This window comes from Burkholderia seminalis DSM 23518, from assembly GCF_902832885.1.
In the GTDB taxonomy this organism is placed as follows: Bacteria; Pseudomonadota; Gammaproteobacteria; order Burkholderiales; family Burkholderiaceae; genus Burkholderia; species Burkholderia seminalis.
This window is the reverse complement of record NZ_CADFDK010000001.1, coordinates 1-25,226: the sequence shown is the minus strand read 5'-3', so window position 1 is coordinate 25,226 and position 25,226 is coordinate 1. Positions and strand designations below refer to the sequence as shown.

General features: G+C 64.9%; 24 protein-coding genes, 1 tRNA gene and 1 pseudogene. 6 read left to right on the top strand and 20 right to left on the bottom strand.

The annotated features are described in order from the left end of the window. Positions 1–9: 9 nt before the first annotated feature. From HWX00_RS00130 to HWX00_RS36665, 3 genes are all read right to left on the bottom strand, one after another. On the bottom strand, positions 10–1,488 hold the full coding sequence (locus HWX00_RS00130; protein WP_124610083.1) for a cryptochrome/photolyase family protein: 1,479 nt from the start codon (positions 1,486–1,488) through the stop codon (positions 10–12). Between the two features lie 296 nt (positions 1,489–1,784). Beyond that, positions 1,785–2,765, bottom strand: coding sequence for an acetyltransferase (locus HWX00_RS00125; protein ID WP_175028697.1), 981 nt, complete (start codon positions 2,763–2,765; stop codon positions 1,785–1,787). A gap of 17 nt (positions 2,766–2,782) precedes the next feature. After that, on the bottom strand, positions 2,783–2,905 hold the full coding sequence (locus tag HWX00_RS36665) for an SDR family oxidoreductase (RefSeq protein ID WP_226103845.1): 123 nt from the start codon (positions 2,903–2,905) through the stop codon (positions 2,783–2,785). 364 nt (positions 2,906–3,269) lie between these two features. On the opposite strand from HWX00_RS36665, the gene HWX00_RS00115 reads away from it, so the two are divergent. Together HWX00_RS00115 and HWX00_RS00110 are read left to right on the top strand one after the other, a co-directional pair. Further along, positions 3,270–4,637, top strand: coding sequence for an MFS transporter (locus tag HWX00_RS00115; RefSeq protein WP_034190376.1), 1,368 nt, complete (start codon positions 3,270–3,272; stop codon positions 4,635–4,637). After that, positions 4,624–5,670: a lactonase family protein gene (locus tag HWX00_RS00110; protein ID WP_049029397.1), complete on the top strand. Its 1,047-nt coding sequence runs from the start codon at positions 4,624–4,626 to the stop codon at positions 5,668–5,670. The genes HWX00_RS00115 and HWX00_RS00110 overlap by 14 nt, the downstream gene beginning before the upstream one ends. A gap of 21 nt (positions 5,671–5,691) precedes the next feature. Here the strand turns inward: HWX00_RS00110 and HWX00_RS00105 are convergent, their stop codons facing one another. Continuing rightward, positions 5,692–6,729: an AraC family transcriptional regulator gene (locus tag HWX00_RS00105; RefSeq protein ID WP_034190374.1), complete on the bottom strand. Its 1,038-nt coding sequence runs from the start codon at positions 6,727–6,729 to the stop codon at positions 5,692–5,694. Between the two features lie 200 nt (positions 6,730–6,929). Between HWX00_RS00105 and HWX00_RS00100 the strand changes: the two genes are divergently transcribed. Beyond that, positions 6,930–8,039 carry a fatty acid desaturase gene (locus HWX00_RS00100; protein WP_034190373.1) on the top strand — a complete coding sequence of 370 codons (1,110 nt, stop codon included), beginning with the start codon at positions 6,930–6,932 and terminating at the stop codon, positions 8,037–8,039. Between the two features lie 18 nt (positions 8,040–8,057). Here the strand turns inward: HWX00_RS00100 and HWX00_RS00095 are convergent, their stop codons facing one another. From HWX00_RS00095 to HWX00_RS00060, 8 genes and pseudogenes are all read right to left on the bottom strand, one after another. Further along, on the bottom strand, positions 8,058–8,678 hold the full coding sequence (locus HWX00_RS00095) for an HAD family hydrolase (protein WP_175028696.1): 621 nt from the start codon (positions 8,676–8,678) through the stop codon (positions 8,058–8,060). 138 nt (positions 8,679–8,816) lie between these two features. Beyond that, positions 8,817–9,683, bottom strand: coding sequence for a hypothetical protein (locus HWX00_RS00090; RefSeq protein ID WP_175028695.1), 867 nt, complete (start codon positions 9,681–9,683; stop codon positions 8,817–8,819). A 51-nt stretch (positions 9,684–9,734) separates the two neighbouring features. Next, positions 9,735–10,391, bottom strand: a complete 657-nt coding sequence (locus tag HWX00_RS00085; RefSeq protein WP_034190370.1) for a TerD family protein — start codon at positions 10,389–10,391, stop codon at positions 9,735–9,737. 100 nt (positions 10,392–10,491) lie between these two features. Continuing rightward, complete coding sequence (locus HWX00_RS00080) at positions 10,492–11,508, bottom strand: DUF475 domain-containing protein (RefSeq protein ID WP_034190369.1); 1,017 nt, start codon at positions 11,506–11,508, stop codon at positions 10,492–10,494. 44 nt (positions 11,509–11,552) lie between these two features. Then, positions 11,553–12,293: a VWA domain-containing protein gene (locus HWX00_RS00075; protein ID WP_175028694.1), complete on the bottom strand. Its 741-nt coding sequence runs from the start codon at positions 12,291–12,293 to the stop codon at positions 11,553–11,555. A gap of 20 nt (positions 12,294–12,313) precedes the next feature. Further along, positions 12,314–13,399, bottom strand: a complete 1,086-nt coding sequence (locus HWX00_RS00070; protein ID WP_175028693.1) for a toxic anion resistance protein — start codon at positions 13,397–13,399, stop codon at positions 12,314–12,316. A 422-nt stretch (positions 13,400–13,821) separates the two neighbouring features. Beyond that, positions 13,822–13,986: pseudogene (locus tag HWX00_RS00065) on the bottom strand (virulence factor); the annotation flags it as partial. A 283-nt stretch (positions 13,987–14,269) separates the two neighbouring features. Then, positions 14,270–14,899, bottom strand: a complete 630-nt coding sequence (locus tag HWX00_RS00060) for a LysE family translocator (RefSeq protein WP_175028692.1) — start codon at positions 14,897–14,899, stop codon at positions 14,270–14,272. Positions 14,900–15,247: 348 nt separating this feature from the next. On the opposite strand from HWX00_RS00060, the gene HWX00_RS00055 reads away from it, so the two are divergent. Together HWX00_RS00055 and HWX00_RS00050 are read left to right on the top strand one after the other, a co-directional pair. Further along, positions 15,248–17,428 (top strand): TonB-dependent receptor, encoded by a 2,181-nt coding sequence (locus HWX00_RS00055; protein WP_175028691.1) that lies wholly within the window; start codon positions 15,248–15,250, stop codon positions 17,426–17,428. A 57-nt stretch (positions 17,429–17,485) separates the two neighbouring features. Beyond that, a tRNA-Ser gene (locus tag HWX00_RS00050) sits at positions 17,486–17,576 on the top strand. A gap of 162 nt (positions 17,577–17,738) precedes the next feature. On the opposite strand, the gene HWX00_RS00045 is transcribed toward HWX00_RS00050, so the two are convergent. Beyond that, entirely contained in the window at positions 17,739–18,038 is a 300-nt protein-coding gene (locus tag HWX00_RS00045) for a hypothetical protein (RefSeq protein WP_175028690.1), read from the bottom strand. Here HWX00_RS00045 and HWX00_RS00040 point away from each other — a divergent pair. Further along, on the top strand, positions 18,037–18,372 hold the full coding sequence (locus HWX00_RS00040; RefSeq protein WP_175028689.1) for a hypothetical protein: 336 nt from the start codon (positions 18,037–18,039) through the stop codon (positions 18,370–18,372). The two genes, HWX00_RS00045 and HWX00_RS00040, sit on opposite strands and share 2 nt — an antisense overlap. Here the strand turns inward: HWX00_RS00040 and HWX00_RS00035 are convergent. The 7 genes from HWX00_RS00035 to HWX00_RS00005 form a co-directional block, all read right to left on the bottom strand. Further along, positions 18,354–18,614 carry a hypothetical protein gene (locus HWX00_RS00035; RefSeq protein ID WP_175028688.1) on the bottom strand — a complete coding sequence of 87 codons (261 nt, stop codon included), beginning with the start codon at positions 18,612–18,614 and terminating at the stop codon, positions 18,354–18,356. The two genes, HWX00_RS00040 and HWX00_RS00035, sit on opposite strands and share 19 nt — an antisense overlap. Positions 18,615–19,112: 498 nt before the next feature. Next, positions 19,113–20,624 (bottom strand): hypothetical protein, encoded by a 1,512-nt coding sequence (locus HWX00_RS00030; protein ID WP_175028687.1) that lies wholly within the window; start codon positions 20,622–20,624, stop codon positions 19,113–19,115. Beyond that, the gene (locus HWX00_RS00025) at positions 20,575–22,188 is read right to left on the bottom strand and encodes a glycosyl hydrolase family 28-related protein (RefSeq protein ID WP_226193776.1); all 1,614 of its coding nucleotides are present in this window, start codon (positions 22,186–22,188) and stop codon (positions 20,575–20,577) included. The genes HWX00_RS00030 and HWX00_RS00025 overlap by 50 nt, the downstream gene beginning before the upstream one ends. Before the next feature lie 98 nt (positions 22,189–22,286). Continuing rightward, positions 22,287–22,715, bottom strand: a complete 429-nt coding sequence (locus HWX00_RS00020) for a terminase small subunit (protein ID WP_208456731.1) — start codon at positions 22,713–22,715, stop codon at positions 22,287–22,289. Further along, positions 22,708–23,301, bottom strand: a complete 594-nt coding sequence (locus HWX00_RS00015; RefSeq protein WP_175028685.1) for a hypothetical protein — start codon at positions 23,299–23,301, stop codon at positions 22,708–22,710. The genes HWX00_RS00020 and HWX00_RS00015 overlap by 8 nt, the downstream gene beginning before the upstream one ends. Before the next feature lie 18 nt (positions 23,302–23,319). Next, the gene (locus tag HWX00_RS00010) at positions 23,320–23,790 is read right to left on the bottom strand and encodes a Bbp16 family capsid cement protein (protein WP_175028684.1); all 471 of its coding nucleotides are present in this window, start codon (positions 23,788–23,790) and stop codon (positions 23,320–23,322) included. Positions 23,791–23,910: 120 nt separating this feature from the next. Next, positions 23,911–25,170 carry an IS256 family transposase gene (locus HWX00_RS00005; protein WP_175029427.1) on the bottom strand — a complete coding sequence of 420 codons (1,260 nt, stop codon included), beginning with the start codon at positions 25,168–25,170 and terminating at the stop codon, positions 23,911–23,913. Positions 25,171–25,226 lie beyond the last annotated feature (56 nt).

Sequence of the window (25,226 nt, the reverse complement as noted above, 5' to 3'; positions counted from 1 at the left end):
AACGCGCGGTCAACGCCGCTTCGGCAATGCGGCCAGCGCATCGAGCGCACGGGCGCGTGCGGCCGCATGCTCGACGAGCGGTTCCGGATAGTCGACGCCGAGCCGCACGCCGGCCGCCTCGCGCTCCAGCGGCGACGCTTCCCACGGCGCATGGATCGACGCGTTGTCGAGACCCGCGAGTTCGGGCACCCAGCGCCGCACGTAGGCGCCGTCCGGATCGAACTTCTGCCCCTGCGCGACCGGATTGAAGATGCGGAAATACGGTGCGGCATCGGCGCCGCAGCCGGCCACCCACTGCCAGCTCGCCGCGTTGTTCGCCGGGTCCGCGTCGACCAGCGTGTCCCAGAACCACGCTTCGCCCGCGCGCCAGTCGAGCAGCAGATGCTTGATCAGGAACGAGGCGACGACCATCCGCACACGGTTGTGCATCCAGCCGGTCGCCCACAGTTCGCGCAGGCCCGCATCGACGAGCGGATAACCGGTCAGCCCGCGCTGCCACGCGTGCAGCGCGGCGGGATCGTCGCGCCACGGCATCGCATCGAACTGCGCGCGGAAGTTGTCGGTCGCGAGCGCCGGGAAGTGATACAGCAGCGTGTAGCTGAATTCGCGCCAGCCGAGTTCGCTCAGGAATTTATCGGCGTCCGCGGCATAGGCCGCGCCGCCGGCATGCGCGGCGCCCTGCACCGCATGCCATACCTGTCGCGGCGACACGTTGCCGAAGCGCAGGAACGGCGACAGCCGGCTCGTCGCGGGGCGATCGGGACGGTCGCGCGCGTCCGCGTAGCCGGCGAGCGAGGTCGTCACGAATGCGTCGAGCCGCGCGTGCGCGCCGGCCTCGTCGGGTGCCGGCCATGCATCGCGCAAGCCGCCGGCCCAGTCCGGCGCATCCGGCAGCAGCGCGAGCGCGTCGAGCGACAGCGCGCGGTCGCGCACGGCTTCGGGCCATGGATGAAACGCGATCCGCCCGGGCTCCGGCAGCGGCGCGACGACCGTGCGATCGCGGCGCGCCGCCCGCCAGTACGCCGTGAACACCTGGTACGGGCCGCCGCTGCCCGTCAGCACCTCCCACGGCTCGTTCAGCAGGCTGCCGTTGCTGCTCTCGACCGTGACGCCGCGCGCCTTGAGCGACGTCTTCAGCGCCGCGTCGGCGTCGCGCTGCGGCTGCGCATAACGACGGTTCCAGTACACGGCTGCCGCGCCCGTATCGTGCACGACACGTTCGATCTCGCGCGGCGCGTCGCCGCGCAGCAGCAGCAGGCGTCCGCCATGACGCGCGAGCGCGGCATCGAGCCCGGCGAGCGACCCGTGCAGCCACCAGCGTGCCGCGCCGCCGAGCGGACGCCCGGCGCCAGCGCCGGTGTCGTCGACGAACACGCACACGAGCGGCCGGCCCGACTCGACCGCGCGCGTCAGCGCGGGCTGGTCGGTCACGCGCAGATCGTCGCGGAACCAGACGATCGCGGGAGCAACGGAGGACTGGGCGGGCACGGGCACCTCGATGACGAAAGCGGAAGGAGGTGCGTATTGTCGCGGCTGTGCCGCGCGGTGTCGACGCTCGCCGCCGATGGCGGTCGCTGCCAGCGCAACGCGTTGCCCGGTGAAACGCGTTGCTCCATTCCGACGATGCTTCGCCGCGCACACCGGCCCACGCTCGATGTCGGGTACGCCGCGCTGGGCGGCTCTGCCTGCAAACAGGGTTTCGATCAGTGCGCAAGCGACGGAAAGCGGCGCGCCGAAGCGCGGCATGCCGCGCGCCGCGTGACCGGGAGCGGCCGGCTGCTGCGTCAATCGAGCCGGAACGCGGCCTCGAAACGCTCGGCGAACGCATCGAACTCCGCTTCCGGCAGATGGTTGATGCCGCCCGCGCGCTTGCGCCCGCCACCGGTCGCGAAACCGCGACAGAACTCGTCGGCGCCGAGCGGCCGGCCGTCGGGCACGCGCACGCTGACGACCAGCCCGCCGTCCGCACGCGGCGACAGCACCGCGAGCGCCGCATGCGGCGCCTTGCGCATCCGTTCGTTCGCAAGCATCCCCGTCGCGCGCCGCGCCCACGGGTGGTCCGGCATCCGGACCAGCGTCGCGCCCGGCACCTCGCGCAATGGCGCGAGCGCGCAGGCACGCGCCATGTCGTCGCGGTAGCCGTCGCGTAACGCGGCGAACACGTCGGTCCCGCGCACGAAATCGAGCGGCTCGGCGCAGGGCAACATCACATCGGCGAGCACCGCCGGATCGAAGTGCAGATCGCCGACGCACTCGCCGTACGCGTTGTAGTTCAGGTAGAGGCCGAGTTCGGCGAGCGTGCCGCGCTCGGCCTCGCCGATCCCGTGCTCGCGTGCGAGCGCGTCGCCGAGCGCCGGCAGTTCGTCGCCGAATGCCGCGACGATCGCCCAGCGCACGTGCCGGCCGCCGAGATGGCGGTTCACGATCACACTCGTGCAGACGTCGGCCGCCGTGTCGATATGCGCGTCGAAACGCGGATCGTCGGGCAGTTCGCCCGCGAAGTGATGGTCGAAATAGCGGATCGTCGCGCCGCCGCGCAGCAGCCGCGCGCAGGCGTCGCGGTTCTGGTCGTGCGACACGTCGAGCACGGTGACGATGTCGCTCGCGCGTGCGTCGATCCGCTCGAGCAGCCTGATGTCGCGCTTCACGCCGGTCACGAGCGTGCCGCGCACGCGCTCCGCGAGCCGCAGCTGCTGCAGCGCGCACAGGCCGTCCGCGTCGCCGTTGAACGCGAAAAAATGCCGCGCGTGTGGGTTGTCCTGCATGATCCGTTGCTCCATCGTCAAGGCATGAAATCGCCGCCGTCCGCGTCGAGCGTCGCGCCCGTCACCGCGTTCGCTTGGTCGGACGCGAGAAACAGCGCCGCGCGCGCAATCGTCGTCGGTCGGCAGCTTCGCGAGCGCAATATTAGACGCGATCGGCGCGAGGATCTGCTCTTCCGTCATCCCGCCGCCTGCCGGAAACTCCTCGGGGGCGGCACGCCCCACCTCCAGCCCATGTGGATGCTGTTCGCGCGGATGCCGCGCACGCCGACCTCGCGCGTCAGGTAGGGCCGGCGTCTCCACCAATGTCATACGTCATCAGACATTAAGTACCGTCACGCCAATCTCGTGAGATTCCCCAATATTTGAACTAATTCCGGGTAAACCCGCGACGTCTTCGGTCACGCTCCGGCGTACCATGTCATACGACGACATACTACATAGACCGCCAACCAGACGCGTACGCGGGTCGCCGCCCCGTCCGCAGCCGTCCGACCGGAGACACCGTTGAACCCGCCCTCGCCCGCCCTGCCTGGCCGCGACCCGCTCGCGTCCGCCGTCTCGAAAGTGAAGTGGCACGTGCTGCCGCTCGTGCTGATCATGTTCATCGCGAACTACATCGACCGCGTGAACGTCGGCTTCGTCGATCGCCACCTCGAAGCGTCGATCGGCATCGGCGCGGCCGCGTACGGGCTCGGCGCCGGGCTGTTCTTCGTCGGCTATGCGCTGTTCGAGGTGCCGTCGAACCTGCTGATGCAGCGCTACGGCGCACGCGTGTGGCTCGCGCGGATCATGGCGACGTGGGGCATCGTCGCGGCCGCGATGGCGTTCGTGTGGAACGACACGTCGTTCTATACGCTGCGCTTCCTGCTCGGCGCGGCCGAGGCCGGCTTCTTCCCCGGCGTCGTGCTGTACCTGTCGCAATGGCTGCCGCCGCAGGAGCGCGGCAAGGCGATGGCGATCTTCCTCGGCGGCTCCGCGTTCGCGTCGGTGCTCTCGGGGCCCGTGACCGGCGCGCTGCTGTCGATCCGCGGCTTCGGCCTCGAAGGCTGGCAATGGATGTTCCTGATCGAAGGGCTGTTCTCGGTCGCACTGTGCGGCGCGAGCTGGCTGCTGCTGAAATCGCATATCCGCGATGCAACGTGGCTCACCGCCGAAGAGCGCACGGCGCTCCAGAACGCGCTCGACGAGGAACGGGCGACGCGCGACGTCCGTTCGAACGTGCCGGTGCGCGCGACCGCACTGTTGCGCGACCCGCAGATCGTGCTGTTCTGCTTCCTGTACTTCTCGATCCAGCTGACGATCTACGCGGCCACGTTCTGGCTGCCGACGATCATCCGCAAGATGGGCGGCCTCACCGATTTCCAGGTCGGCCTGTACAACACGATTCCGTGGATGATCGCGATCGGCGCGATGTACGGCTTCGCGGTGCTGTCGTCGAAGTGGAAGCATCCGCAGCGCTGGCTCGCCAGTGCGCTCGTGCTCGCCGCGTGCGGGCTGTTCGCGTCGACGTCGCACGACCCGGTGTGGTCGTTCGCGTCGATCTGCTTCGCCGCGCTCGGCTTCAAGGCCGCGGCGTCGCTGTTCTGGCCGATCCCGCAGGGATACCTCGACACGCGCGTGGCCGCGGCCGTGATCGCGCTGATCAACTCGGTCGGCAACCTCGGCGGCTTCGTCGCGCCGACGGCGTTCGGCTATCTGAAGCAACATACGGGTTCGATCACGGGCGGCCTGTATGCGCTCGCGATCGCTTCGCTCGTCGCCGCGTTCGCCGCGCTGTTCGCACGCACCCAGCGGCGCAGCGATCCGCCGCGCGGCCTGCCGGCCGACGAATCCTTCACGAACGCCTCGATGCTCCGCCATGCCGAACACTGACCGCCTGACTGTCGTCGTCTCGAATGCCGCCGACGGCGACCTCGCCACGTTCTCCCTCGCCGGCGACGGCACGCTCGCACCGCTCGCGCGCTACCCGGCCGCCGACGTCGCGATGCCGATCGCCGTACAGGCCGACCGCGCACGGCTCTACGTCGCGACGCGCGGCGAACAACCGACGATCGTCGCGTTCCGCATCGCCGCCACGGGCGCGCTTGCGCGCATCGGCACGACGGCGATCGACGCGAGCCACGCGTACCTGTCGCTCGACCGCAGCGGCCGCTGGCTGCTCGGCGCGTCGTACGGCGGGAATTCGCTGAGCCTCTACGACGCCGCCCGCGTGCGCGACGGCGACGGCACGCCGCTGCAGGTCGCGCCCGGCATCGCGAACGCGCACTCGGTGATCGTGTCGCCGGACAACCGTTTCGCGTACGTCGGCTCGCTCGGCTCGGACCGCGTGTTCGCCTTCGCGCTCGTCGAGGATGCGGCCGGCCTGCGCGCGGTCGAACACGGCGACACGCGCGTGCCGGCCGGTTTCGGCCCGCGTCACCTGCGGTTCGCGGATGACGGCCGCACGCTCGTCGTCGTCAGCGAATTCCAGGCCACGCTCGCGTCCTTCGCGCGCGACCCCGACACCGGCAGGCTCGGCGACGCACACGTGAGCGCACGCCATCCGGCCGTCGCCGGACTCGCGCCCGGCCATGCGCGCCCGCCCGCGCCCGCCGAGCCGTCCGTGTGGGCCGCCGACCTGCACCTGACGCCCGACGAACGTTTCGCGTACGTCAGCGAACGCACGTCGAGCCGCCTGCTCTGCTATCGCCGCAACGAGGACGGGTCGTTCGAACCCGCGCACGCGACGGCGACCGAGACGCAGCCGCGCGGCTTCGCGATCGATCCGTCGGGACGCTGGCTCGTCGCCTGCGGCGAACAGTCGGAACACGTGGCCGTGTATGCGATCGCGCCGGACGACGGCGCGCTGACGCTGCACACGCGCGTGCCGGGCGGACGCGGCGCGAACTGGATCGCGCTCGTCTGAAGCCGCGGCACGTGCCGGCGTTCAGCGCCGCTCGCTCGGCGCGACGCCGGTCCAGCGCTTGAACGCGCGCGTGAAATTGGCGCGGTCCGTATAACCGACGCGCGCCGCGATCTCGTCGACCGGCAGCCGCGTGCCTTCGAGCAGCCGCAGCGCGTCGCGCAGCCGGATCTCGTCGAGCAGCGCCGAATAGGTCGCACCGTATTCGGCGAGCTTGCGCTTGAGCGTGCGCGCCGACACATGGAGTTCGCGCGCGACGTCGTCGACCGACGGATAACCGTCGTCGCCGCAGATCAGCAGGTTGCGCACGCGCTCGACGATGCTCTCCGCGTAACCGAGCCGCGCGAGTTCGGCCTCGCACTGCTGGACGATCATCTGCGCGGTCTGCGCGTTCGCGGTGCCGATCGGCTCGTCGAGCAGCGCGGCGTCGCAACGGATACGGTTCGCGCTCGCGTCGAAATGGCAGCGCGGCAGCCGTGCGCGATAACGCTCGAACCACGGCGGCTCGGGCCATTCGAAATGGAGTTCGGCACGCGACTGCAGCGTGCGGCCCGGCGTCGGATACAGCAGCGAATTGAACAGGATCGCCGTTTCGACCAGGAAGTTCTCGACCGCGAACTGGCGCAGCCGGCCGAGCGGAAACGCTTCGAGCACGTCGATGTCGACGATCCCGTCGAGCTGCGCGAGCCGCACCGAGAAAAACGGCACGCGCGTCGGCAGGTAGCGGATGCCGAGCGCGATCGCCTCGCCGAGCGTCGCGCAGCTCATCAGCCCGAAGCCGATCAGCCCCGCTTTCGTCAGGCTGCTGCGCAGGCCGATCTCGATCGCGATCGACGGGTCGTCGGTCGCATCGAGCAGGTTGAACACGATCGCCGCCTGCTGCAGCGGCGTGATGCGCGCATCGGGCTGCGCGAGCCGCTCGCGCTCGACGCCCGAGCCGGCGAGGATGCGGCCGCCGTCGATGCCGCGCTCCTCGGCCAGCATCAGCATGAACAGCGCATACGCGGACGACACCGTCGCCTTGTTCAGCTGGCGCGCGGCATCCGGGACGGACGGGACCATGCGGCGGACTCCGGAGCGGTTTCGGCGGATTGTAGCGTCGCTGGCCCGCAATGACACCGCGGCGGCACTCTAGCCCGGTCGCCAAGGTGGCCCGAAATGACACCGTCATTGGCACCGGCGGCCCTCGCGTGCGCTCCGGCGCGCGCCTATGCTTGTCACATCGGCATTGCGCCCCACTCTTTCCGCACGGATTCCGGTCGATGAGCCAACCCGCACGAACCGTCTTTCGCCACGATGCAGACAAGGTCGCGTACGTCCGCCGCGAGGTCAACGCCGCGAGCGACGCGATCCGCGCGCGCTTTCCGCTGCTCGACAACCAGAACCTCGTCGGCGCGTCCGTGATGGTCGTGTCGGTGAGCGCGATGCTCGCGATCGCGTGGCTGTATGCGCGCGGCGCGATCGCCTGGTACGTCGCGCTGCCGCTTGCCGCATTCGTCACGTCGCTGATCCACGAGCTCGAGCACGACCTGATCCACCTGATGTACTTCAAGAAGACGCCGTGGGCCTATCACCTGATGATGGCGCTGTGCTGGCTTACGCGGCCCGGCACGATCAACCCGTGGACGCGGCGGCGCATGCACCTGCATCACCACAAGGTGTCGGGCGGCGAATCGGATCTCGAGGAATTCGGCATCACGAACGGCGAACGCTGGGGCGTGAAGCGTCTGCTGATGATCGCCGACGGCATGCTCGCCGTCGTGCTGCGGCCGGCCGCGATGCGCCGCAAGGTGAAGCAGTATGTGGCCGCACAGCCGGTGCAGGATCCGTCGGAACGGTTGCAGCTGCGCGTCGAGCAGGTGTCGTCGTACATGCCGGTCGGTCACGTGTACTACCTGCTGTGGCACGCGTTCATCGTCTATCACGTCGGCCTGTTCGCGCTGCACGCGTTCGGCTATACGGCAACGGTACCGGCCGCCGTCGAGCGCGTGATGAATGTCGTCGATTTCCTCGCGGTGGTGTGGCTCGGACCGAACTTCCTGCGCAGCTTCTGCATCAACTTCGTCAGCTCGAACATGCACTACTTCGGCGACATCGATTCGCGCAACGTGATCCAGCAGACGCAGGTGCTGAATCCGTGGTGGATGCTGCCGTTCCAGCTGTTTTGCTTCAATTTCGGCAGCACGCACGCGATCCATCACTTCGTGGTGCGCGATCCGTTCTACATCCGGCAACTGACCGCGCGCACCGCGCATGCGGCGCTGCGCGAAGTCGGCGTGCGCTTCAACGACGTCGGTACGTTCGCGCGTGCGAATCGCTGGGGCGCCTATCGTCCGTCGCGCGGCACGCGTCAGGCGCCGGCAGACGCATAACGCCGCCGGCGCGCGCCCTCAATCGCCGATCGGCGGCATCGGCCCCTGCCCGCGGATCCACGACCAGTTCGCGAGTTCGGCCATTTCCTTGTCGCCGCGGCTGTCGCCATACGCGAACAGCTGCTTCGGCGGCCGGTTGCCCCACCACCCGCGCAGCCGCACGACCTTCTGCGGCCCCCAGCAGTTCTCGCCGTCGAGCCGCCCGGCGAACGTGCCGTGCTCGAACGCGAGCCGCGTCGCGAGCACCGCATCGAAGCCGGCCGTCCTCGCCCACTTCTCCAGATACAGCGATGGCGACGCGCTGACCAGCACGACTTCGTGTCCGCGCGCCCGATGCTCACGAATGCGCTCGAGCATTTCCGCGCGCACGAGGCCCGGCAGATAGGTATCGACGAACGTGCGCGCCTGCGCATCGAGCACGCCCTCGCCGATCGGCCCGAATGCGAACGACGCGAACTTCGCCTTTGCGTCGCCGCGCGACAGCAGCCCGGCCTTCATCGCGACGATCCACGGCAGCGCGCGCAGCCCGGCCCATGCGAAGCGCGGCGTGCCGACCGCGTAGCGGACGAAATGACGAAAGCTGTCGGTAGTCGTGATGGTGCCGTCGAAATCGAATGCGGCGACGATGCGGTCAGTCATGGAGAGTCGGCGGGAAAGCGATCGAATGCCCGGGAAGATAGCAGACTCGCGCCGCCGTGCGCGAAACCGCGAGACGCAGCACGACCCCGGCAGCGGCCGCATGCGCCGCAACGCACATGGCCACACGGCGCCGTTTGCTCAGCGCTGCGGCCGCGCGGCAAGCGCCGCCGGCAGCACGACGTTCATCAGGTGATCGGCGCGCGACAGCAGATCGGTCACACGCTCGTCGAGTCCGCGCAGTTGCGCCGGCTGCATCCGGATCTGCTGGACCGCCTGCCCGACGATGTTGCGGCGGTCGAACAGCGTGCGCTCGACGCCCGCATCGTCGGGCGCGCGCACGACGTCCGACACCGCGCTCAGCGCCGCGAGCACGACGACGAGGTTTTCCTCCGCCTGACGGACCTGCGCGGCGAGCGCCTCGGTGCGGCGCGGGAAGAAGCCGAGCGACTGCTTGAGCGCGCCGATCGCCGCCCGGTAATCGACATGCCCCGATGCCGCGCCGAACCAGCGCTCGAACACGCCGGCCTTGCGCGTTGCCTGCGCGAGCATCCCGGCCATCATGTCGGCCGCGCCGAGTTCGTTGAATTCGCGCGTCGCCGCCGCGACGGCTTCGACGAGATTGCCGGCCGTCTCCAGCGCGCCGTCGCCGATCGTCGCGACCGTCGCGAGCTTCAGCGGCACCAGTTGCCGGATGTGCCGCTCGATGCGCGGCGCGTAGTCGGGATAGAGATTCGGGAAGCTGGCCTGCGCGGCGCGGAAGCACGCGTCGAGCTGCGGGTGGTTCGCTTCGCCGAACAGCGCGCGGCCGACCGCATCGGCGGGCGGCACGCACGTGCCTTTGTCGGCCGCGGCTGCCGGCCCGAAGTCAAGCGCCTGCGGCGCGGGCCGCTCGAGCACGCGCGCGGCCCGCGCACCGGGCGGCGCGTCGAACGCAAGACGCCCGGGCGTGCGCTCGGGCGTCGTATCGAACTCGAGCCGCTTCGGCTCGTCGGACGGATTCGTCATCGCTGCTTCCTGCCCGGCGCCGCGGTGTTCCGCACGCCGGGCTGCCGCCAGTCAGACCGCGCCACCGTACGCGCGGACGAAATCGCCGAGGCCGCGGTTGTAGCCGGCGCCGACGGCCTTGAACATGAAGTGGCCGTCGCGGCGATAGAAGCTGCCGACCTGCACCGACGTCTCCATCGAGAAGTCTTCCTCGAGCGCATACTTCGCGATCACCGCACCCGTCACCTCGTCGGCGATCTGGATGTAGCTGTTGTGCACCTGCCCGAAATTCTGGCGGCGCGCTTCGGCCTGGTCGATCGTCACGACCACCGAGATTTCCTCGACGTCGGCCGCGAGCTTCGTCATGTCGATGAAGATCACCTCGTCGTCGCCGTCGCCGCTGCCCGTGCGGTTGTCGCCGCTATGCACGACGCCCAGACACGTCGACGCGGGCATCCCGCGTTTCGGAAAATCGTCGCCCGGCTGGATGAAGGTTTCCTTGCGCTCCATCGTGCGCACTTCGCTGTTGTAAAACACGAAGTGCCGATCCGAGATCAGCTTCGGATTGCTCTGCGCGTCGTACTTGCACAGGAACACCGACACGTCGAGATCGAAATCCGTGCCCGTGTCCGTCGCGTTCGCGTCCCAACCGAGACCGATGCGGAATTTCTGCGTGCCGGGCGCTTCCTTCGACAGGTTGACGCGACCGCCTTTCGACAAATTGATCATCTGAACCTCTTCTGCTGGAACCGCCGTTGCGCCGGCGGCGATGTCGGGCCGCATGGTGCGGCCCTTCGTTGATGGTGTTCGTGTCGCGCGTGACGCGCGCTTATTTGCCCGCCACCGCGGTGCGGCCTTCCCTGCGCTGCACGACGATCGACGACCACACGGCGGCGGCGATCGTCGCTGCACCGATCAGGCCGGTGACGACCTCGGGCACCTCGAGCTTCACGCCGAGGAACATGATCGCGGCGAGCGCACCGATCGCCCAGAACGCGCCGTGTTCGAGATAGCGGTACTGCGCGAGCGTGCCCTTCTTCAGCAGCACCAGCGTCATCTCCCGGATGTAGGCTGCACCGACACCCAGGCCGAGCGCGATCAGGAAGATGTTGTTCGACAGCGCGAACGCGCCGATCACGCCGTCGAAGCTGAACGACGAATCGAGCACTTCCAGGTACATGAAGCCCGCGACGCCTTCGCGTACCACGCGCGTGCCCGTATCCTCGCCGCCGATCAGGTCGCCGATGCCGTGCGCGATCACGAAGCTGATCACGCCCAGCGCGCCCGCGAGCAGGAAGCTGACCTGCTCGGCCGCCGGCACGTAGAACGACGCGACGATCACGATCGCGAGCGTCAGCGCCACTTCCAGCGCGGTGATGCGGCCGAGATGGCGCATCGGGCCTTCGAGGAAGCCGATCCAGTGCTCGTCCTTCTCGGTGTCGAGCATGAACTTGAAGAACACCATCAGCAGGAACGCGCCGCCGAATGCCGACACCTGGTGATGCGCGGAGGTCAGGATCGCCGCGTACTGCTCGGGCGACTCGATCGCGAGCGTCAGCGCATCCCACATCCCGATGTGGCCGATCACCGCGACGATCAGCAGCGGGAACACGAGCCGCATGCCGAACACCGCGACCGGCAGGCCGAACACCATGAAGCGGTTGCGCCACTTCTCCGACCAGTTCTTGAGCACCGATGCGTTGACGACCGCGTTGTCGAGCGACAGCGATATTTCGAGCACGCACAGGACCGCGACGATCAGCATGTCCTTCACGCCGCCGAGGAAGTAGGCCGCGATCAGCGCGAGCGCCGTGAGCGACAACGGGATCTTGAAGTCTTTCAACATGATGGGGTAATCGAGTTCTGAAAAAATGGGCAGGCGGGCCGCGCTTACTTCGCGCGCACCCAGTCGCAGAATTCCTGCGTGATCAGCTGTTCGTAGATCTGTTCGTCGCTGAGGTCGAGCGATTCGAGATGCAGGAAGCCGACGTTCGGCATTTCGTTCGCGACTTCCGCGAGGAAGTCGAATTCGTGCGGATCGCCGACGCCGACGAGCGACCAGTACAGCGGGAAGTGCTGCGACTCGGCCAGCAGCTGGCGCACGCGCTTGCGGTCGTTCTTCGGGTTCTGGCCGTCGGTGACGAACAGCACCCACGCGGGCAGATGGCCGTTCGCCGGGGCGGAGGCGGCCGGCGCGGACGTCTCGTCGGCACTGCCGAACAGCCGGCTCAGGAAGCCGCGCCTTGCTTCGCGCTTCGGCTCCGGCGCACGGAAGAAGAAATCGACGATGTCGTTCATGACCGGCGCGTACTGCGTGCCGCCCCACTTCTCGATCCGCGCGTCGAGCACGTGATCGGAGATGTAAGAACCGTAGTTCTCCGGCGTGGCGGTCGGCAGGCGGTCGTAGCCTTCGGTGAAGGTCCACGTGTCGACTTCGCCGTTGTCGTCGAACTTCAGTGCGATGCCGAGGATCCGGTCGTGCGTCTCCTGGATCACGCCCGACTGGTACAGCGGCTTCGCGGAGCCCGAGATGTCGAGCGCGGCGCCGACGCGCACGACGGGCGGCTTCAGGATCTGGCGTTTTTCGAGGACGATCGCGACCTTCGCCGCGCGCTTCTCAAGCGTAATCATGCGGTGTTCTCTCAGTTCTCTTAGTTGTGCTTCGGAGCGAATCGGGTGATCAGGTCCTGTTCGAGCTGACGCAGGCGCGGCGCGTCCTGTTCGCGCTGGCGCTTGCCGTCGGCAATGATCTGCGTGATGTCGTCGAACGCGCCGAACAGCTGCTGCTGCGCGTATTCGAACGTGTCGGTCGAGATCACCGGACGCTGGCCGAGCTTCGCGACTTCCTGCGCGTTCTGGCGGTTCAGGTCGGCCTGCGCGCGGATCGCCTCGTCGGCCGCGTCGTACGTCGCGTTCGCGAGCGCCGCCGCGCGCTTCGTGCCGAGCTGCTCGAGGTAGAGCGCGAACGCGTTGGTCCACGCGGGGATCAGCACGGTCTTGATCGTCATGAACTTCGACGTCAGCGTGCGTTTCTGGTCCTGCTCCATCCGGATCTGCGGCGCGAGCTGCTTCGACATCAGCATCGCGCGGTCGAGGTCGTCGAGCTTGCTTTCGAGTGCATCGACCTTGCGCTTCACGTCGAGCAGGCGTTGCGCGGCGAACGCATCGTCCGCCGGCTGCTGGCCGGCCGCGAGATGCGCGCGCAGCGTCGCGAGCGCCGTTTCGCCGTGCGCCTTCGACTGCGCGAGTTCCTGGTGCAGCGCGTAGTTGTCGTTGTACATCCGCTCGAGCTCGTCGATGCCGGCCTTCTGCCGCTGCGCATGGTTTTCGAGCTCGACGACGAGCGTGTCCATCCGCTTGCTCACCGACTCGTATTGCGACAGCAGCTTTTCCTTCGTCGAGCGGAACAGCCGCGTCACCTGCGTGAGCAGCCCGCCCTTGTCGGCGCCGCGCGGGTCGAGCCCTTTCGCGGTCACGATCAGTTCGTTGAGTTTGTCGCCGAACCGGTCGGCATCCGATGCGCGGACGCTCGCCAGAATCTGCTGGGAAAAGGCGGCGATCCGCGTACCCTGCGTCGCGCCGAGCTGGTCGATCTCGTCGACGGTGATCAGGCGGGCGTGCTCCGCCCGGCGGGCGGCCGGTATGGCTGCGGCTGGCACGGCGGCAGGTGACGAAGACGGAGTGGAAGGACGATCGCTGACCGCATCGGATGGGTTGTCGTCGAATAGCGGCTTCATGTGGCTACCACGTTTCCTTTTCTGCTTTTTGCTGCGTGTTGTCGTGCGCGCAACGTGCACGTGCGCGGTTGCCGTCGTGCTCTCTCACGGGCGGCAGACGGACAATAAATGGCGACAGTGCGGCGCGCCAAGAGACGAAATCCTTTCAATCACAATACATTTTGTAATGTACGTGATGGAATTCCCGATGACGTTTCTGGTGAAGTGAAGACAGATGCCTTGATGGGACGGCAGCCGGGATTTCTCTAGATGCGCAGATAACCAGAAATATGGAAAGTATTTTGAAAGAATTGCGCACCACCATTCCGCTGATTGTTACAGAATGCTTTACATCATCGCGATCGCTGCCGGGACTCATCAATCGGTGTACCGGACGATATGGCGACATGCGGCCGTACTGTGGCGGTCGTCCTGCGTCGGCCTTACCCCGAAAAGCCTTGCGACGCCGGACGCGCATCATGGCGACGCCCCCACCAAGGCAAATACGCGTTGTTTCCGCCGCGCGCGCGGAACCAGTCCTTGTCCGCGTCGATCGGCGTAAGTTTTGAAGGCGCCACAACGACCACTGCCGTCGGGTGCTCGGCATCCAGACGGCACGATGCGTACATCGCCCCCACCGTACGCCGCGCCCGCACCCTCATCGGATCCTTCGACACGAGCGTGAACGTGACGGCTTCCTCGAACGGGCAGTCGTAGTCGGTGACGAGCAGATACGCGGCCGGCGTCTCGAACTGGCGCAGCAGCACGTAGCCGGAAACGGCGAGCGCGGAACGCACGCCATCGACGAGCACGTGCGTGCGCGACGGCCATGTCTCGCACGGCCCGTCGTGCGTGTCGAGCGCAAAGCGATCGACCGGCTGCATCTTCGCCTCAGTGCGCAGCCTTCCGATACAACGCGACATACCCGGCGAGCATCAACAGCAGCGATCCGCTGACGCGGTTCAGCCACTTCTCCCCGGCCGCTTTCCACACGCGGACCGAATGCACGCCGAGCAGCGCGTAGCCAGTCATCCCGATCGCGTCGATCGCGACGATCGTCGCCGCGAGGATCGCGTACTGCGGCGCGATCGCGTGCGACCGGTCGACGAATTGCGGCAGCAGCGCGGACATGAACAGGTAGTACTTCGGGTTGCTCATCGCGACGAAAAAGCTCTTCAGGAACGCGGTCCGGCGATCGGGCGTCGCGGGTACGTCGGCCTGCTCGGCCGCGGAGCCGCCGCTCGACATCAGCATCCGGATGCCGACATACGCAAGCCACGCCGCGCCGAGCAGCTTCAGCGTCACGAACGCCGTTTCCGACGCGTCGAGCAGCACGCCGAGTCCGAGCCCGACCAGCGCGACCAGCACGACGTCGGCCGTGACGGCGCCGAGCATGCCGACCATCGCGTGACGCAACCCGTACCGCGAGCCATTGCTCATCGCGAGCAACACGGTCGGGCCGGGTGTCGCGACACCGACGGACAGGATCAGGGCAAATGCGAGCAAGGCGGAGAGCGACATGGCGTGGCGTTCCTTCTGAAGAGCGCGATGCGAACGGATAGCGTCGTCGTTCATCGGCGACGCGGTCGGAAAGCGGCGCGCGCGATTTGTTGTGACGAATGCGGCCCTCAATGATCGCATGCTCGTCGCGCGCCCCGCTCGGCGGCTGTGCTCCGTCGATCCTGCCCGGCAACCGGCCGTCATCCCGAATAGTGAGCCGATTCTTCTGTAAACGACAATCATTCTCGTTTACGTTAGACTCCGCCGCTCGATAAAAACACGTCCGCGACAGTACGGACGCGTCACGCCGCCCGGATTCCGATTTTTCCGCCCTGGGATGGATCACCGACCACACCCGATTTGCGTCCCATGTCGACACTTTCGTTACCCGTCCGGCGTCTCACGCCGATTGCCTTCGGCATTGCGCTCGCCTGTACCCTTCCTGCCGCCGCGCGGGCCCAGCACGCCGCTGCCGCCGCCAACGCGGCGTCCGACGCAACCGTGCTGCCGTCGATCAACGTGACCGGCGCCGCCGAACCGCTGCCCGGCGACCTCGCGCCGACCTACGCGGGCGGCCAGGTCGCGCGCGGCGCGGATTTCGGCGTGCTGGGCCGGCAAAAGGCCAGCGACGTGCCATTCAGCATGACCACCTACACGTCGAAACTGATCGAGGATCAGCAGGCGCGCACGCTCGCCGACGTGCTCGACAACGATCCGGCCGTGCGCAGCGCATCCGGCTACGGCAACTTCTCGCAGGTGTTCGTCATCCGCGGCTTCGAGCTCGCCGGGGACGACGTATCGCTGAACGGCCTGTACGGCGTCACGCCGCGACAACTCGTCGAAACCGAAGCGGTCGAACGCGTCGACGTGTTCAAGGGGGCGAATGCGTTCCTGAACGGTGCGTCGCCGAACGGCTCGGCGATCGGCGGCGGCGTGAACCTGCAGTTGAAGCGTGCGGACGACAAGCCGCTCACACGCGTCACCGTCGACGGCGCGACGTCCGGTGCGCTCGGCACGCACGTGGACATCGGTCGCCGTTTCGGCAGCGAAGGCCAGCTGGGCGTGCGCGTGAACCAGTCGATCAGCGGCGGCGACACGGCGGTCGACGGCGAACGCCACCGCAGCAGCGTGACGGCCGTATCGCTCGACTGGCGCGGCGACAAGCTGCGCCTGTACGGCGACTTCCTGTATCAACGCGAGCGGATCGACAACGGCCGCCCCGTCGTGCTGATCAGCGGCAACCAGTTGCCGGCCGTGCCGGCCGCAACGCACAACTATGCGCAGCCGTGGAGTTTCAGCGAGCTCGAGGACACGGTCGGGATCGTGCGCGCCGAGTACGATTTCCTGCCCGCGTGGACGGCCTACGTATCGGCCGGCGCGCGCCATACGAACGAGCACGGCGACTACTACACGCCCACCTACTCGTCGTCCGGCACGACCGGCTCGCGCCTGAGCGTGCCGCACAAGGAAGATGCGCAATCGGCCGAGGCCGGCGTGCGCGGCCGCTTCACGACCGGCCCCGTGTCGCACTTCGTGACGGCCGGCGCGTCGTTCATCCGCATCGACAGCCAGTCCGCGTACGCGATGTCGAATGCGTTCCCGACGACGCTCTACGATCCGGCGCCGGTCGCGTTCCCGGCGACGGCCTACACGGGCGGCGACATGAGCGATCCGGGGACGGTGACGAAGACCTGGCTGCGCAGCTTGGCGGTGTCCGATACGCTCGGCTTCCTCGACGACCGCGTGCTGTTCACGATCGGTGCGCGCCGCCAGTCGATCTCGGTGGACAATTTCGACTACACGGGCGCGGTGTCGTCGACGTACAGCGACGCGATCACGACGCCCGTGTTCGGCCTCGTCGTCAAGCCGTGGCAAAACGTATCGATCTTCGCGAACCGCAGCGAAGCGCTCGCGCAAGGCGAAATCGCGCCGAACACTGCCCGCAACGCAGGCCAGGCACTGTCGCCGTTCCGCTCGAAGCAATACGAAGCCGGCGTCCGCTACGACACCGACAAGTACGGCGCGTCGCTTGCGCTGTTCCAGATCGAGAAGCCGATGGCGTACACCGATCCGGCATCGAACCTGTTCGGCGCCGACGGCACGCAGCGGCACCGCGGCATCGAGACGGCCGTGTACGGCGAACCGTGGAAAGGCGTGCGGCTGATCGCGGGCGCGACGTACCTCAATGCGACGCTGCGGAACACGGCGGGCGGCACGAATGACGGTCACCGGCCGATCGGCGTGCCGTCGTTCCTGTTCAACGCAGGCGCCGAATACGACGTGCCGATGCTGAGCGGGCTCACGCTGACCGCCCGCTGGATCCACACGGGACCGCAGTACCTGGACGTCGCGAACACGATGTCGATCCAGGCGTGGGACCGCTTCGATCTCGGCGCACGCTACGCGACGGAGGTGTTCGGCAAGAAGACGACGTTCCGTGCGACCGTGCGCAACGTCGCGAACAAGTCGTACTGGTCGTCGACGATCGGCGGGTATCTGACGCAGGGCGATCCGCGGTCGGTGTGGCTGTCGATGACGACGGATTTCTGACGGGCGCCGAAGGGAGTGGCGGGCTGCCGCCAGAGTTTGCTATACTCTCGGTCTTCCGGAGAGATGGATGAGTGGTTTAAGTCGCACGCCTGGAAAGCGTGTATAGGTTAATCGCCTATCGGGGGTTCGAATCCCCCTCTCTCCGCCAGAACCCTAGCAAAGACGGGCCTCTCGGCCCGTTTTTCGTTTCTATCCACACCGGTATCTACACGGCATCAAGTGGGGTGAAACTTGCCGGCAAATCAGCGTAAGCCATGTTGCCGGCGAACAACACGGGGTGTTCGTCCAACGACTAGCGCGGACCACGGTTCTATTGCCGTAGAAGTTGCTGGGCCTGCATTTCGGTCAAATCATTGCGCAGGCGCTGTAGCTGCTGCTCCCGAACGAAATCGTCAGCCTCGCGGTTCAGGCGCTCGGTGTCGCGCTCGCTCTTTGCCCTTTCTTCCTGCATTTCACGCTGCATGTTCTCGTTGAATTGTCTACCCGAGTCAAACAGGCGCTGATCCTCTTGCCCAACGTAGTACGCCGTGTCCGGATCGATGCCTTGGGCGTGCGCCGAGACGCAAGGTGCCAGTAGCGCAGCCGCTATGACAAGGATCGCTGTCTTCATGAACCCTCATTCCCGGGGCGATACGCTGTCGACGAACAACATACTGGATGGCGTGGACGGCAAGCTGCAATCAATCAGTGCCCGTCCCGGCGGCGGCTCCGGCTCCCGCGCTCCAATCATCGACCTGTTTAAGAATGTCGTTCAAGGCAAACAGCGGGCATACCTTGTCAGGTCCGAGTTCTGGGACGGTAAAGAAATGACCGTCGGCAGTGACCCAAAAACCGAGACCATCGCAGGCGTCACACACCCTCTTGCACGACCGCAACGTATGCAGCTCATGGTAGACATCCTCGTTCGAGACGAGCCGGTTCGGGTTCATGCCGCGATGCGATGAATCGCGAACTTGTCCACAGGCTTATCGCTGCTTACGCCAGCCTCGAGAACAGGGGCGACGCGAACGTTGACCCCCTCTGAGAAGAGGACCAGCTTGGTGATCGCTTGCACGAGCCGCTGCGAGAGTTGGTCGTTCGTCTCCGCGCATACAAACAGCCCTTGCAATTGCTGACTCTTCGCGAAATACATGCCGCTCTGCCAGCTTATTGTCACGGTCACGAATGACGTTTCATCGTGCTCCATGGAAGCCTCCAATCCGAGTGAATGAAGTTGCAGGCTGCGCTGTCGTCTGCACAGGTATCAAAAACAGCCGAGACATGACGTCCGTTGTCATTATTTACGACAGGAATCGTCTTTCCCTTGAGGCAAGTCAAGATAGCGCCGCCAAAGAATTCGAGCAAATTCCGGGCCTCACGAGGAAAATCAACCCTCCGAAGCCTCTCAGCCGCCGCGATGATCTTGCAAATTCGCCACAACGAGGCAGAAACGTTACTTTTTTGTAACGTCGATCGTTGCGTGCATCGGTCTGTAGTCAATCCAGCAGCGGGTCATGCTTTCCGGCTTGCAGCGGATGGTACTCATACTCCATCCGCCGGCGTGGTTGTTGTGACGCCCGTACGTCCATGCACCTGAACTGCGAGTCTTCGCTACCCTGCCGGCATCCGCAGGATTGGCAATGCACTGCGGGGCCCTGCCCGGGCACCCCCGAGAGCCAGAGGTGGCCGAGGTGGTCAGCAGTTGTCACCACACCACCTCCAGGGGATCGTAGTCGGAAGTCATCGACGGCCCACGCAAGTCTCCGGGCACTCCGCCAGAATGGCGCGACGATGCCACGGGGAAAGCAAAGGTCAGCGCGAGCGCATCGGCTCGGTCAGGGCTCGCCAGCCCGCGCTTCTTCATTTCCTCCTTCGGCTCCAGTGCGATCGCATCCTGCCCGCCACGTGTCACGTACGCATAGCGCCGGCTCGTGAGCTGGGCATGCAGCGCAGGATCGTCAGGGATGGCTCCAGTTTTCAGCCACTCCTTCATGGACCCCCACATCTCCGCCACCTTGTTCGCGTACTTCACCGCCTCGACGCCAGGCATCGGTGAGCGGTCAGCCTTCGCGCCGAACTGGATGTCGTGCACGTCGAACCGAAGCTGGCGCATGCGATCGATCACACCACCGCCCACACCGCCGCCATCGACGAACACCGCATCCGCACGTGTCTCGTTGCGCCGCTCGATCACCCGCGCGGCGAGCTGCATCGTGTCGAGGTTGCGGAACAATCCCCAATCCAGCGTGCGGGCGTCTCGACCCTTGCGCGGGCAGATGATCTGCTCGTCGTCACCGAAGCGCGCGACGTCCACACCCAGCACGAGCGGATCGGTGATGATGCTGGACGCCTCGCGCTTGGCTGCAGCCTCGACCAGCGACATCGGAATGAACGAAAGCGGCGAGCTCGGCGGGAACTTGCCGAACACGTTCGCCATCACCCATGGATTGTCGCGTCCGTACGAGTCGATCTGACCTTGCGCCCATGCCTTGCTGATCCGCGGCGAGCGCTTCGGATCGTCAGGATCGCCAGTGACGTTGATGACCGTCCACTTGTGACGGTCCTTGTTGCACGCCCGCCAGAGCGGACCTTCGCACTGCGTCGGATTGCCAGCCTGCACGATGCGGCATTCGATACCAGACGACAGCGCAGCTTCGGCCGCCACCATCACGGCGTCAGGCATACCCCCGGTTTCATCGAGGACGAAGAGAATATAGTCTGCGTGCAAGCCAGCCAGCGCGTCGGCCTGTGTCTCAGGCGCAGCGCTCCTGCTCCACGTGCGCGCCGAAGCCCACCAGGTCTCTGGGTGGTCCCTGGCGATGACGCGCGTCTTCTGCCATTCGAACGCCGCCGTCAGGAACGCGCTTTTCTGCTGCCACTTGGAAAGCTCCGTCCACAAGCCATCCGCTAGGTTGTCGCCCGAAATGGATGTGGCCGCGATCTTCGGATGCGGCCGGGTCGCGAGGAAGTGCCACATGAGCACCGCGAGCGTGCCAGTTTTACCCGGGCCTTTACAGGCACACATCGCGATCTGTTGGTCGCCGCGGTCCCACGCCGCAAAAACTTCTTCCTGCCATGCGTCGGGAACGAACTTGAAGTTGTTCCATGCGAACTTCCCGACGCTCTTGTGCCAGTCGGCGAATGTCTGAGAGAGGCTGTTCATGAGATCAGAAGTTGACGTTATTTGCAACTGACTTATTAGAGCCAGTTCCACCATCACTAACTCCGCCAGTGACATTGCTTGGAGCGCGGTTGCCCGTCACAACATACTTATCACTTGCGCCTGTGGCAATTAGTATCCCATAGCCTTGGTTATTGGATGCCCCCAGCGCAGCATCATATCCACACAATCCTGAGACGTTGTTTGTGATTTGGAAATTTGTAACGCCAGCCTGCACAACAATGCCATGATAAGTACCGGAACTTGAGCCGCTGTTATTGCACACTTGATTTGAGTCGAGGATTATGTTATTACCCGCCTCGAGATAAATTCCGTGCTGTTGATTTGCCCGAATAATACTGTTCTGGATAGTGATGCCATTCAGGTATCGAGCATTAGCAGAATTAAAAAGCATTCCGGCTGAACCGTGGGAAGCTGCAGCCCAGCATTTATTGCAAACAATTGAAGCTAACGCCTGAGCACCATTGTTTTGAAAGACCCATCCGTTACCTGTAGACGAATCGGAAAGCACGGTATCGAAGAAGACGAACACAACTTCTCCGCCAGATACGGGGATTAGCTGAATTCCGTCACCGGTGCTGAGGATGGTGTCAACATTGCTTAGGTATGCGCCAGAAACGTTTGCAAACACAAAACCATTTGCATAGTTTGTGACAGTTCCTGAATCGATATAAACTTCCTGAAGTAGACCATTCGTGGTGCCGACAATAACGCCGACACCATGCCCATTCTGAAGGTAAAAATCAGAAAGCTTGTTGATTACCATGTTGCCGTTAGAGTCAAAGGCAACCCCATTCCAGCCTCCATTAACCCCAATATCCGATATGTCAACAAGATTTCCTACGGAATAAATTTCGCTTCCATTAGTCTTGGTGACTGACGGGTTGAAGGATAGTCGAGATATATAGATACTGGATACAGGGGATGCAATTGATCCGATTGCAATCGTATTGTTTGTGGTAGACGCACTGGCGATAACAGTGCTTTGCCTATCTTCACCGACGAAATGTATGTTATTGCAAGTGATATTAATGGAAGAATTAACTTTATAAGTCCCGTGAGGAAAATAAATTACCCCACCGCCAGCGCTGCATGCTGCTGCCTCAGCTGCTTGGATTGCCGAAGTATCATCTACCGAACCGCCACCGGTCGCGCCGAAGTCCTTGACGCTGATCGTCTCTTGGAACTTCGACTGATACGTGCGATTGACCGCTCCAGTGCCACCTTGGTTGTAAAGGAGGCTCGGATTTGCAGTCGAGGCGGAGAGAGTCGTGAACGCACCCGAAGAATTGCAGGTAAAGCCTGTCGCGCTGGTCCACTGGAGAGCAGTCGCGCAGCTCGGCATCGGGAATGCGGTCGGGCTGGCGCTCGATCCCGTTGCATTTGCCAACACCGTATTGGCTGCTTGCGCCCCGAGCGACGCGGCGCTGATGTTCCCCCAACCGGGGGCCGAGGACGCGCCGGACGAGATGATCACCTGCCCGTTCGATGAGCCGGCCGGGTTGAGCAGCGACACGGGGCTGAAGGTCGTGCCGAAAGCAATGCTCGAAACGAGCGCGAGGGACGCGCCGAGAAGCTTCAATGATTTTCCGATATTCATGGTCAAGTAGTCATTTCAGTTCTCCTAGCCGATTGGTTTCCGGGTTTAGGCCGTGTAGGGGTGTATGCCGTTACGCGCGGAAGGATGGGTTAATAGGGTTACTGCAACTCTTCAGGCTCAAGAGCCGTGGGCGGGCGCGGTGCCCCACCCATCATCGCAAAGACGATAGCCTCGAGTGTGAGCTCGGGCTTATCTTTCGTAATGCCTGCCGCCTTGCCACGTGCAATCTCTGCCGCTACGGCTGCCGGAATATTGCCTTTCTTCTCTGCAGCGTCACGCAACTCGGCCAGCTTTTCCAGATGAGACTCCAAAGTAAATTGGGCCTTCTCGATCGCGGGCCGGCGCAACTCCTGCAAGCGTGCTTCGACACGTGGATTTCTCAAGACAATCAGCGCCTTGCTGTTGACGGTTGCGGGCTTCATCTGCTCGGCGTCATACGAGCGTCGGTAGGCCTCGCTAGCATTCCCGGTCTCGAGGTACGCGTAACAAAACGCTTCCTGCTTCTGGGTCAGCGGCTTCTCATCCATGGCCGCGGTCCTTGCGACGTTGGACTACACGGTGCAGGAGCTTGATCATGTCAGGATCATTTCCGAGACCCGTCTCAGCACCTAGCCAACTACGGATCCCTGAATAATGATTCTCGGCCGTCTTCACCAGTGCCTTGACCTCGGCGAGATTTGTGTCGGTCCGGTCGCCCCACGCGTCTTCCATCGCCTTGCGCGCTTCTTCGGAAGTGAATGGCACCCGGCCGCTCTTCATCGAGCGTTTATAGAGGGCAGCCACCGCGCGTGCTTGTGTCACGCCAAGCCCCAGTGCGAGCATGGCCTTCTTGCCCTGCTCGAGTTCGTGGGGCCGCTCGAACGTGTAGCCACCGGCGAAGTTGAACGCGTTTGCGTAGTCGGCAATCGACGCAGCGGCCGGCTCGTTCCAGAAAACTTCTTCGAGTTCGGGGGGCGCCTTGTCGTACGCCGTATAGGCACCCTTGCCCATCTGGCTGGCAAGTTGCGGCGAAATGCCGACGGTTGCGGGCTCGATCTTCTTGCCCGTGGGCTGCGCGCCGACGGTCGGATACATGGCCTCGGCGATCGTCGGGCGGTTCTCGGGTGTAGTCATAATTCTGTTCCTCGTGGGTTAATTGCTGACCGTGAAGCCGGGCGCATAGCCCGACTGATAGGCGCCGTTCACAACGTGGTCTTCGCGGCCGAGCACCAGCGTCGAGGTCACCGCGCCCGCGCTGAACACACCAATGCCGACCGTATAGAGCAGACGCAGGTAACGAGGGAACGCGACACCAGCAGGCGGACGCGGCAGGTCAAGGTCAAAGGGGCGCGCGCCAGCGATGAGCGCTGCCGCAGGAACAGCAGCCGACGATGCGTAAGTGGTCCACGTGCTGTTGTCGGTTGAACCCTGGAAGCTCGCCTGCAGCGTTGCGTTGGTGCTCACGAACGCGGTCGTGACTAGGCACATGAGCTTCGGAACGGAGTACCTGCCGCCATCAACACCGAGATCGCGGAAGCCCGAAAGGTCAATGACGTTGGTCGAGAGGGTCGTGCTCGTGATGGCAGCGCCCGTGTCGAAGATAAGGCTTGCATCGAGGATCATGGTCATTCCTCTTCACTAGGGGGATTGGTGTTAGGGTAGATGCCCTCGGGGACGAGTTCATGGCCAGGCGCGGGCGCCGCAGGTGGTATCCGGAATTTCGTGTGTGAGGCGGGTTAAAACTCAGATTCCGATGTTGAATCGCTCCGGGTAAAGCAGCGCAAACTGCGTCATCGCGCTCTTCCAATCGTGCCGGGAGCCGGTCCACTTGGCAACGACGTTGCGCAGCGCCAGCCAGATCAGCTTGAGCGCGGCCTCGTCCGACGGGAAGTGGCCGCGCGCCTTGATGATCTTCCGAAGCTGCATGTGCAGCGACTCAATGGCGTTCGTGGTGTAAATGATCTTCCGGATGTCCGGCGCAAACACGTAGAACGGAATCACTTGCTCCCAGGCTCGCCGCCAGAATGCGGCGATCGGTGGGTATTTCGCGCCCCACGCGCCGGCGTCGAACGCGTCCAGCGCCACGGCAGCCGCCTCGGCCGTTGGTGCCCGATAGACCTCTTTGAGCGCTGCCGCGACCGCCTTCCGGTCTTTCCAGCTCGCAAAGTCCAGCGAGTTGCGGATCAGATGCACGATGCAGGTCTGGACCGTCGTTTCCGGGAACACGGTGTTGATCGCTTCCGGGAAGCCCTTCAGGCCGTCGACCACGGCAATCAGGATGTCCTGCACGCCGCGCAGCTTCAGGTCGTTCACCACCCGCAGCCAGAACTTGGCGCCCTCGGTCTGCTCGATCCAGAGGCCCAGCACGTCACGCGTGCCGTCGCGGCGCACGCCCAGCGCCAGGTAGATCGCCTTGTTGCGCACCACGCCTTCGTCGCGGATCTTGACGCGCAAGGCGTCGAAGAACACGACCGGGTACATCGGCTCGAGCGGTCGCTGTTGCCACTCGCGCACTTCGTCGATCACCGCGTCAGTGACGGTACTGATGAAGTCCGGCGACACCTCGATGCCGTACATCTCCAGCAGGAAGCCCTGAATCTCCCGCACGCTCATGCCGCGTGCGTACATCGCGATGATCTTGTCGTCGAAGCCGGTAAAGCGTCGTTCGCCCTTGGCAATTAGCACCGGATCGAACGTCCCTTCGCGGTCGCGCGGAATCTCGACGTCGAGCAGATCGTCGTCGGTCGCGATGCGCTTGCGGCTGGTGCCGTTGCGATGGTTCGTGCCGCCCGCCGGCTTGGCTTCGCCCTTCTCGTAGCCGAGGTGGTGGGTCAGTTCGCCGCCCAGGGCGCGCTCGAAGATCGCCTTCTTGAGCGCCGCGAGTTGCTCGTTGATCGTGGCCCGGTCCAGCGTTCCGGGTACCAGTTGCTTGATGAGTTCCGGGTCCAGGTTCAAGCCCTTGCCCGGTTCTACTGTCGCTTCTTCCTTACGTTTGCGTGGCATAACGTGGCTCCTTGGCCGTCAGTTTATGCCTCGCACACAAAAGTTCGGATAGGCTC

Bases quoted from the DNA above. Each gene is read 5' to 3' on its own strand.
- HWX00_RS00090 (WP_175028695.1), bottom strand. From the start codon at position 9,683: ATGACGAATCCGTCCGACGAGCCGAAGCGGCTCGAGTTCGATACGACG.
- HWX00_RS00085 (WP_034190370.1), bottom strand. From the start codon at position 10,391: ATGATCAATTTGTCGAAAGGCGGTCGCGTCAACCTGTCGAAGGAAGCG.
- HWX00_RS00020 (WP_208456731.1), bottom strand. From the start codon at position 22,715: ATGGATGAGAAGCCGCTGACCCAGAAGCAGGAAGCGTTTTGTTACGCG.
- HWX00_RS00015 (WP_175028685.1), bottom strand. From the start codon at position 23,301: ATGACTACACCCGAGAACCGCCCGACGATCGCCGAGGCCATGTATCCG.
- HWX00_RS00080 (WP_034190369.1), bottom strand. From the start codon at position 11,508: ATGTTGAAAGACTTCAAGATCCCGTTGTCGCTCACGGCGCTCGCGCTG.
- HWX00_RS00055 (WP_175028691.1), top strand. From the start codon at position 15,248: ATGTCGACACTTTCGTTACCCGTCCGGCGTCTCACGCCGATTGCCTTC.
- HWX00_RS00040 (WP_175028689.1), top strand. From the start codon at position 18,037: ATGAACCCTCATTCCCGGGGCGATACGCTGTCGACGAACAACATACTG.
- HWX00_RS00070 (WP_175028693.1), bottom strand. From the start codon at position 13,399: ATGAAGCCGCTATTCGACGACAACCCATCCGATGCGGTCAGCGATCGT.
- HWX00_RS00035 (WP_175028688.1), bottom strand. From the start codon at position 18,614: ATGGAGCACGATGAAACGTCATTCGTGACCGTGACAATAAGCTGGCAG.
- HWX00_RS00060 (WP_175028692.1), bottom strand. From the start codon at position 14,899: ATGTCGCTCTCCGCCTTGCTCGCATTTGCCCTGATCCTGTCCGTCGGT.
- HWX00_RS00045 (WP_175028690.1), bottom strand. From the start codon at position 18,038: ATGAAGACAGCGATCCTTGTCATAGCGGCTGCGCTACTGGCACCTTGC.
- HWX00_RS00110 (WP_049029397.1), top strand. From the start codon at position 4,624: ATGCCGAACACTGACCGCCTGACTGTCGTCGTCTCGAATGCCGCCGAC.
- HWX00_RS00025 (WP_226193776.1), bottom strand. From the start codon at position 22,188: ATGAATATCGGAAAATCATTGAAGCTTCTCGGCGCGTCCCTCGCGCTC.
- HWX00_RS00005 (WP_175029427.1), bottom strand. From the start codon at position 25,170: ATGCCACGCAAACGTAAGGAAGAAGCGACAGTAGAACCGGGCAAGGGC.
- HWX00_RS00125 (WP_175028697.1), bottom strand. From the start codon at position 2,765: ATGCAGGACAACCCACACGCGCGGCATTTTTTCGCGTTCAACGGCGAC.
- HWX00_RS00100 (WP_034190373.1), top strand. From the start codon at position 6,930: ATGAGCCAACCCGCACGAACCGTCTTTCGCCACGATGCAGACAAGGTC.
- HWX00_RS00010 (WP_175028684.1), bottom strand. From the start codon at position 23,790: ATGATCCTCGATGCAAGCCTTATCTTCGACACGGGCGCTGCCATCACG.
- HWX00_RS00095 (WP_175028696.1), bottom strand. From the start codon at position 8,678: ATGACTGACCGCATCGTCGCCGCATTCGATTTCGACGGCACCATCACG.
- HWX00_RS00075 (WP_175028694.1), bottom strand. From the start codon at position 12,293: ATGATTACGCTTGAGAAGCGCGCGGCGAAGGTCGCGATCGTCCTCGAA.
- HWX00_RS00105 (WP_034190374.1), bottom strand. From the start codon at position 6,729: ATGGTCCCGTCCGTCCCGGATGCCGCGCGCCAGCTGAACAAGGCGACG.
- HWX00_RS00030 (WP_175028687.1), bottom strand. From the start codon at position 20,624: ATGGTGGAACTGGCTCTAATAAGTCAGTTGCAAATAACGTCAACTTCT.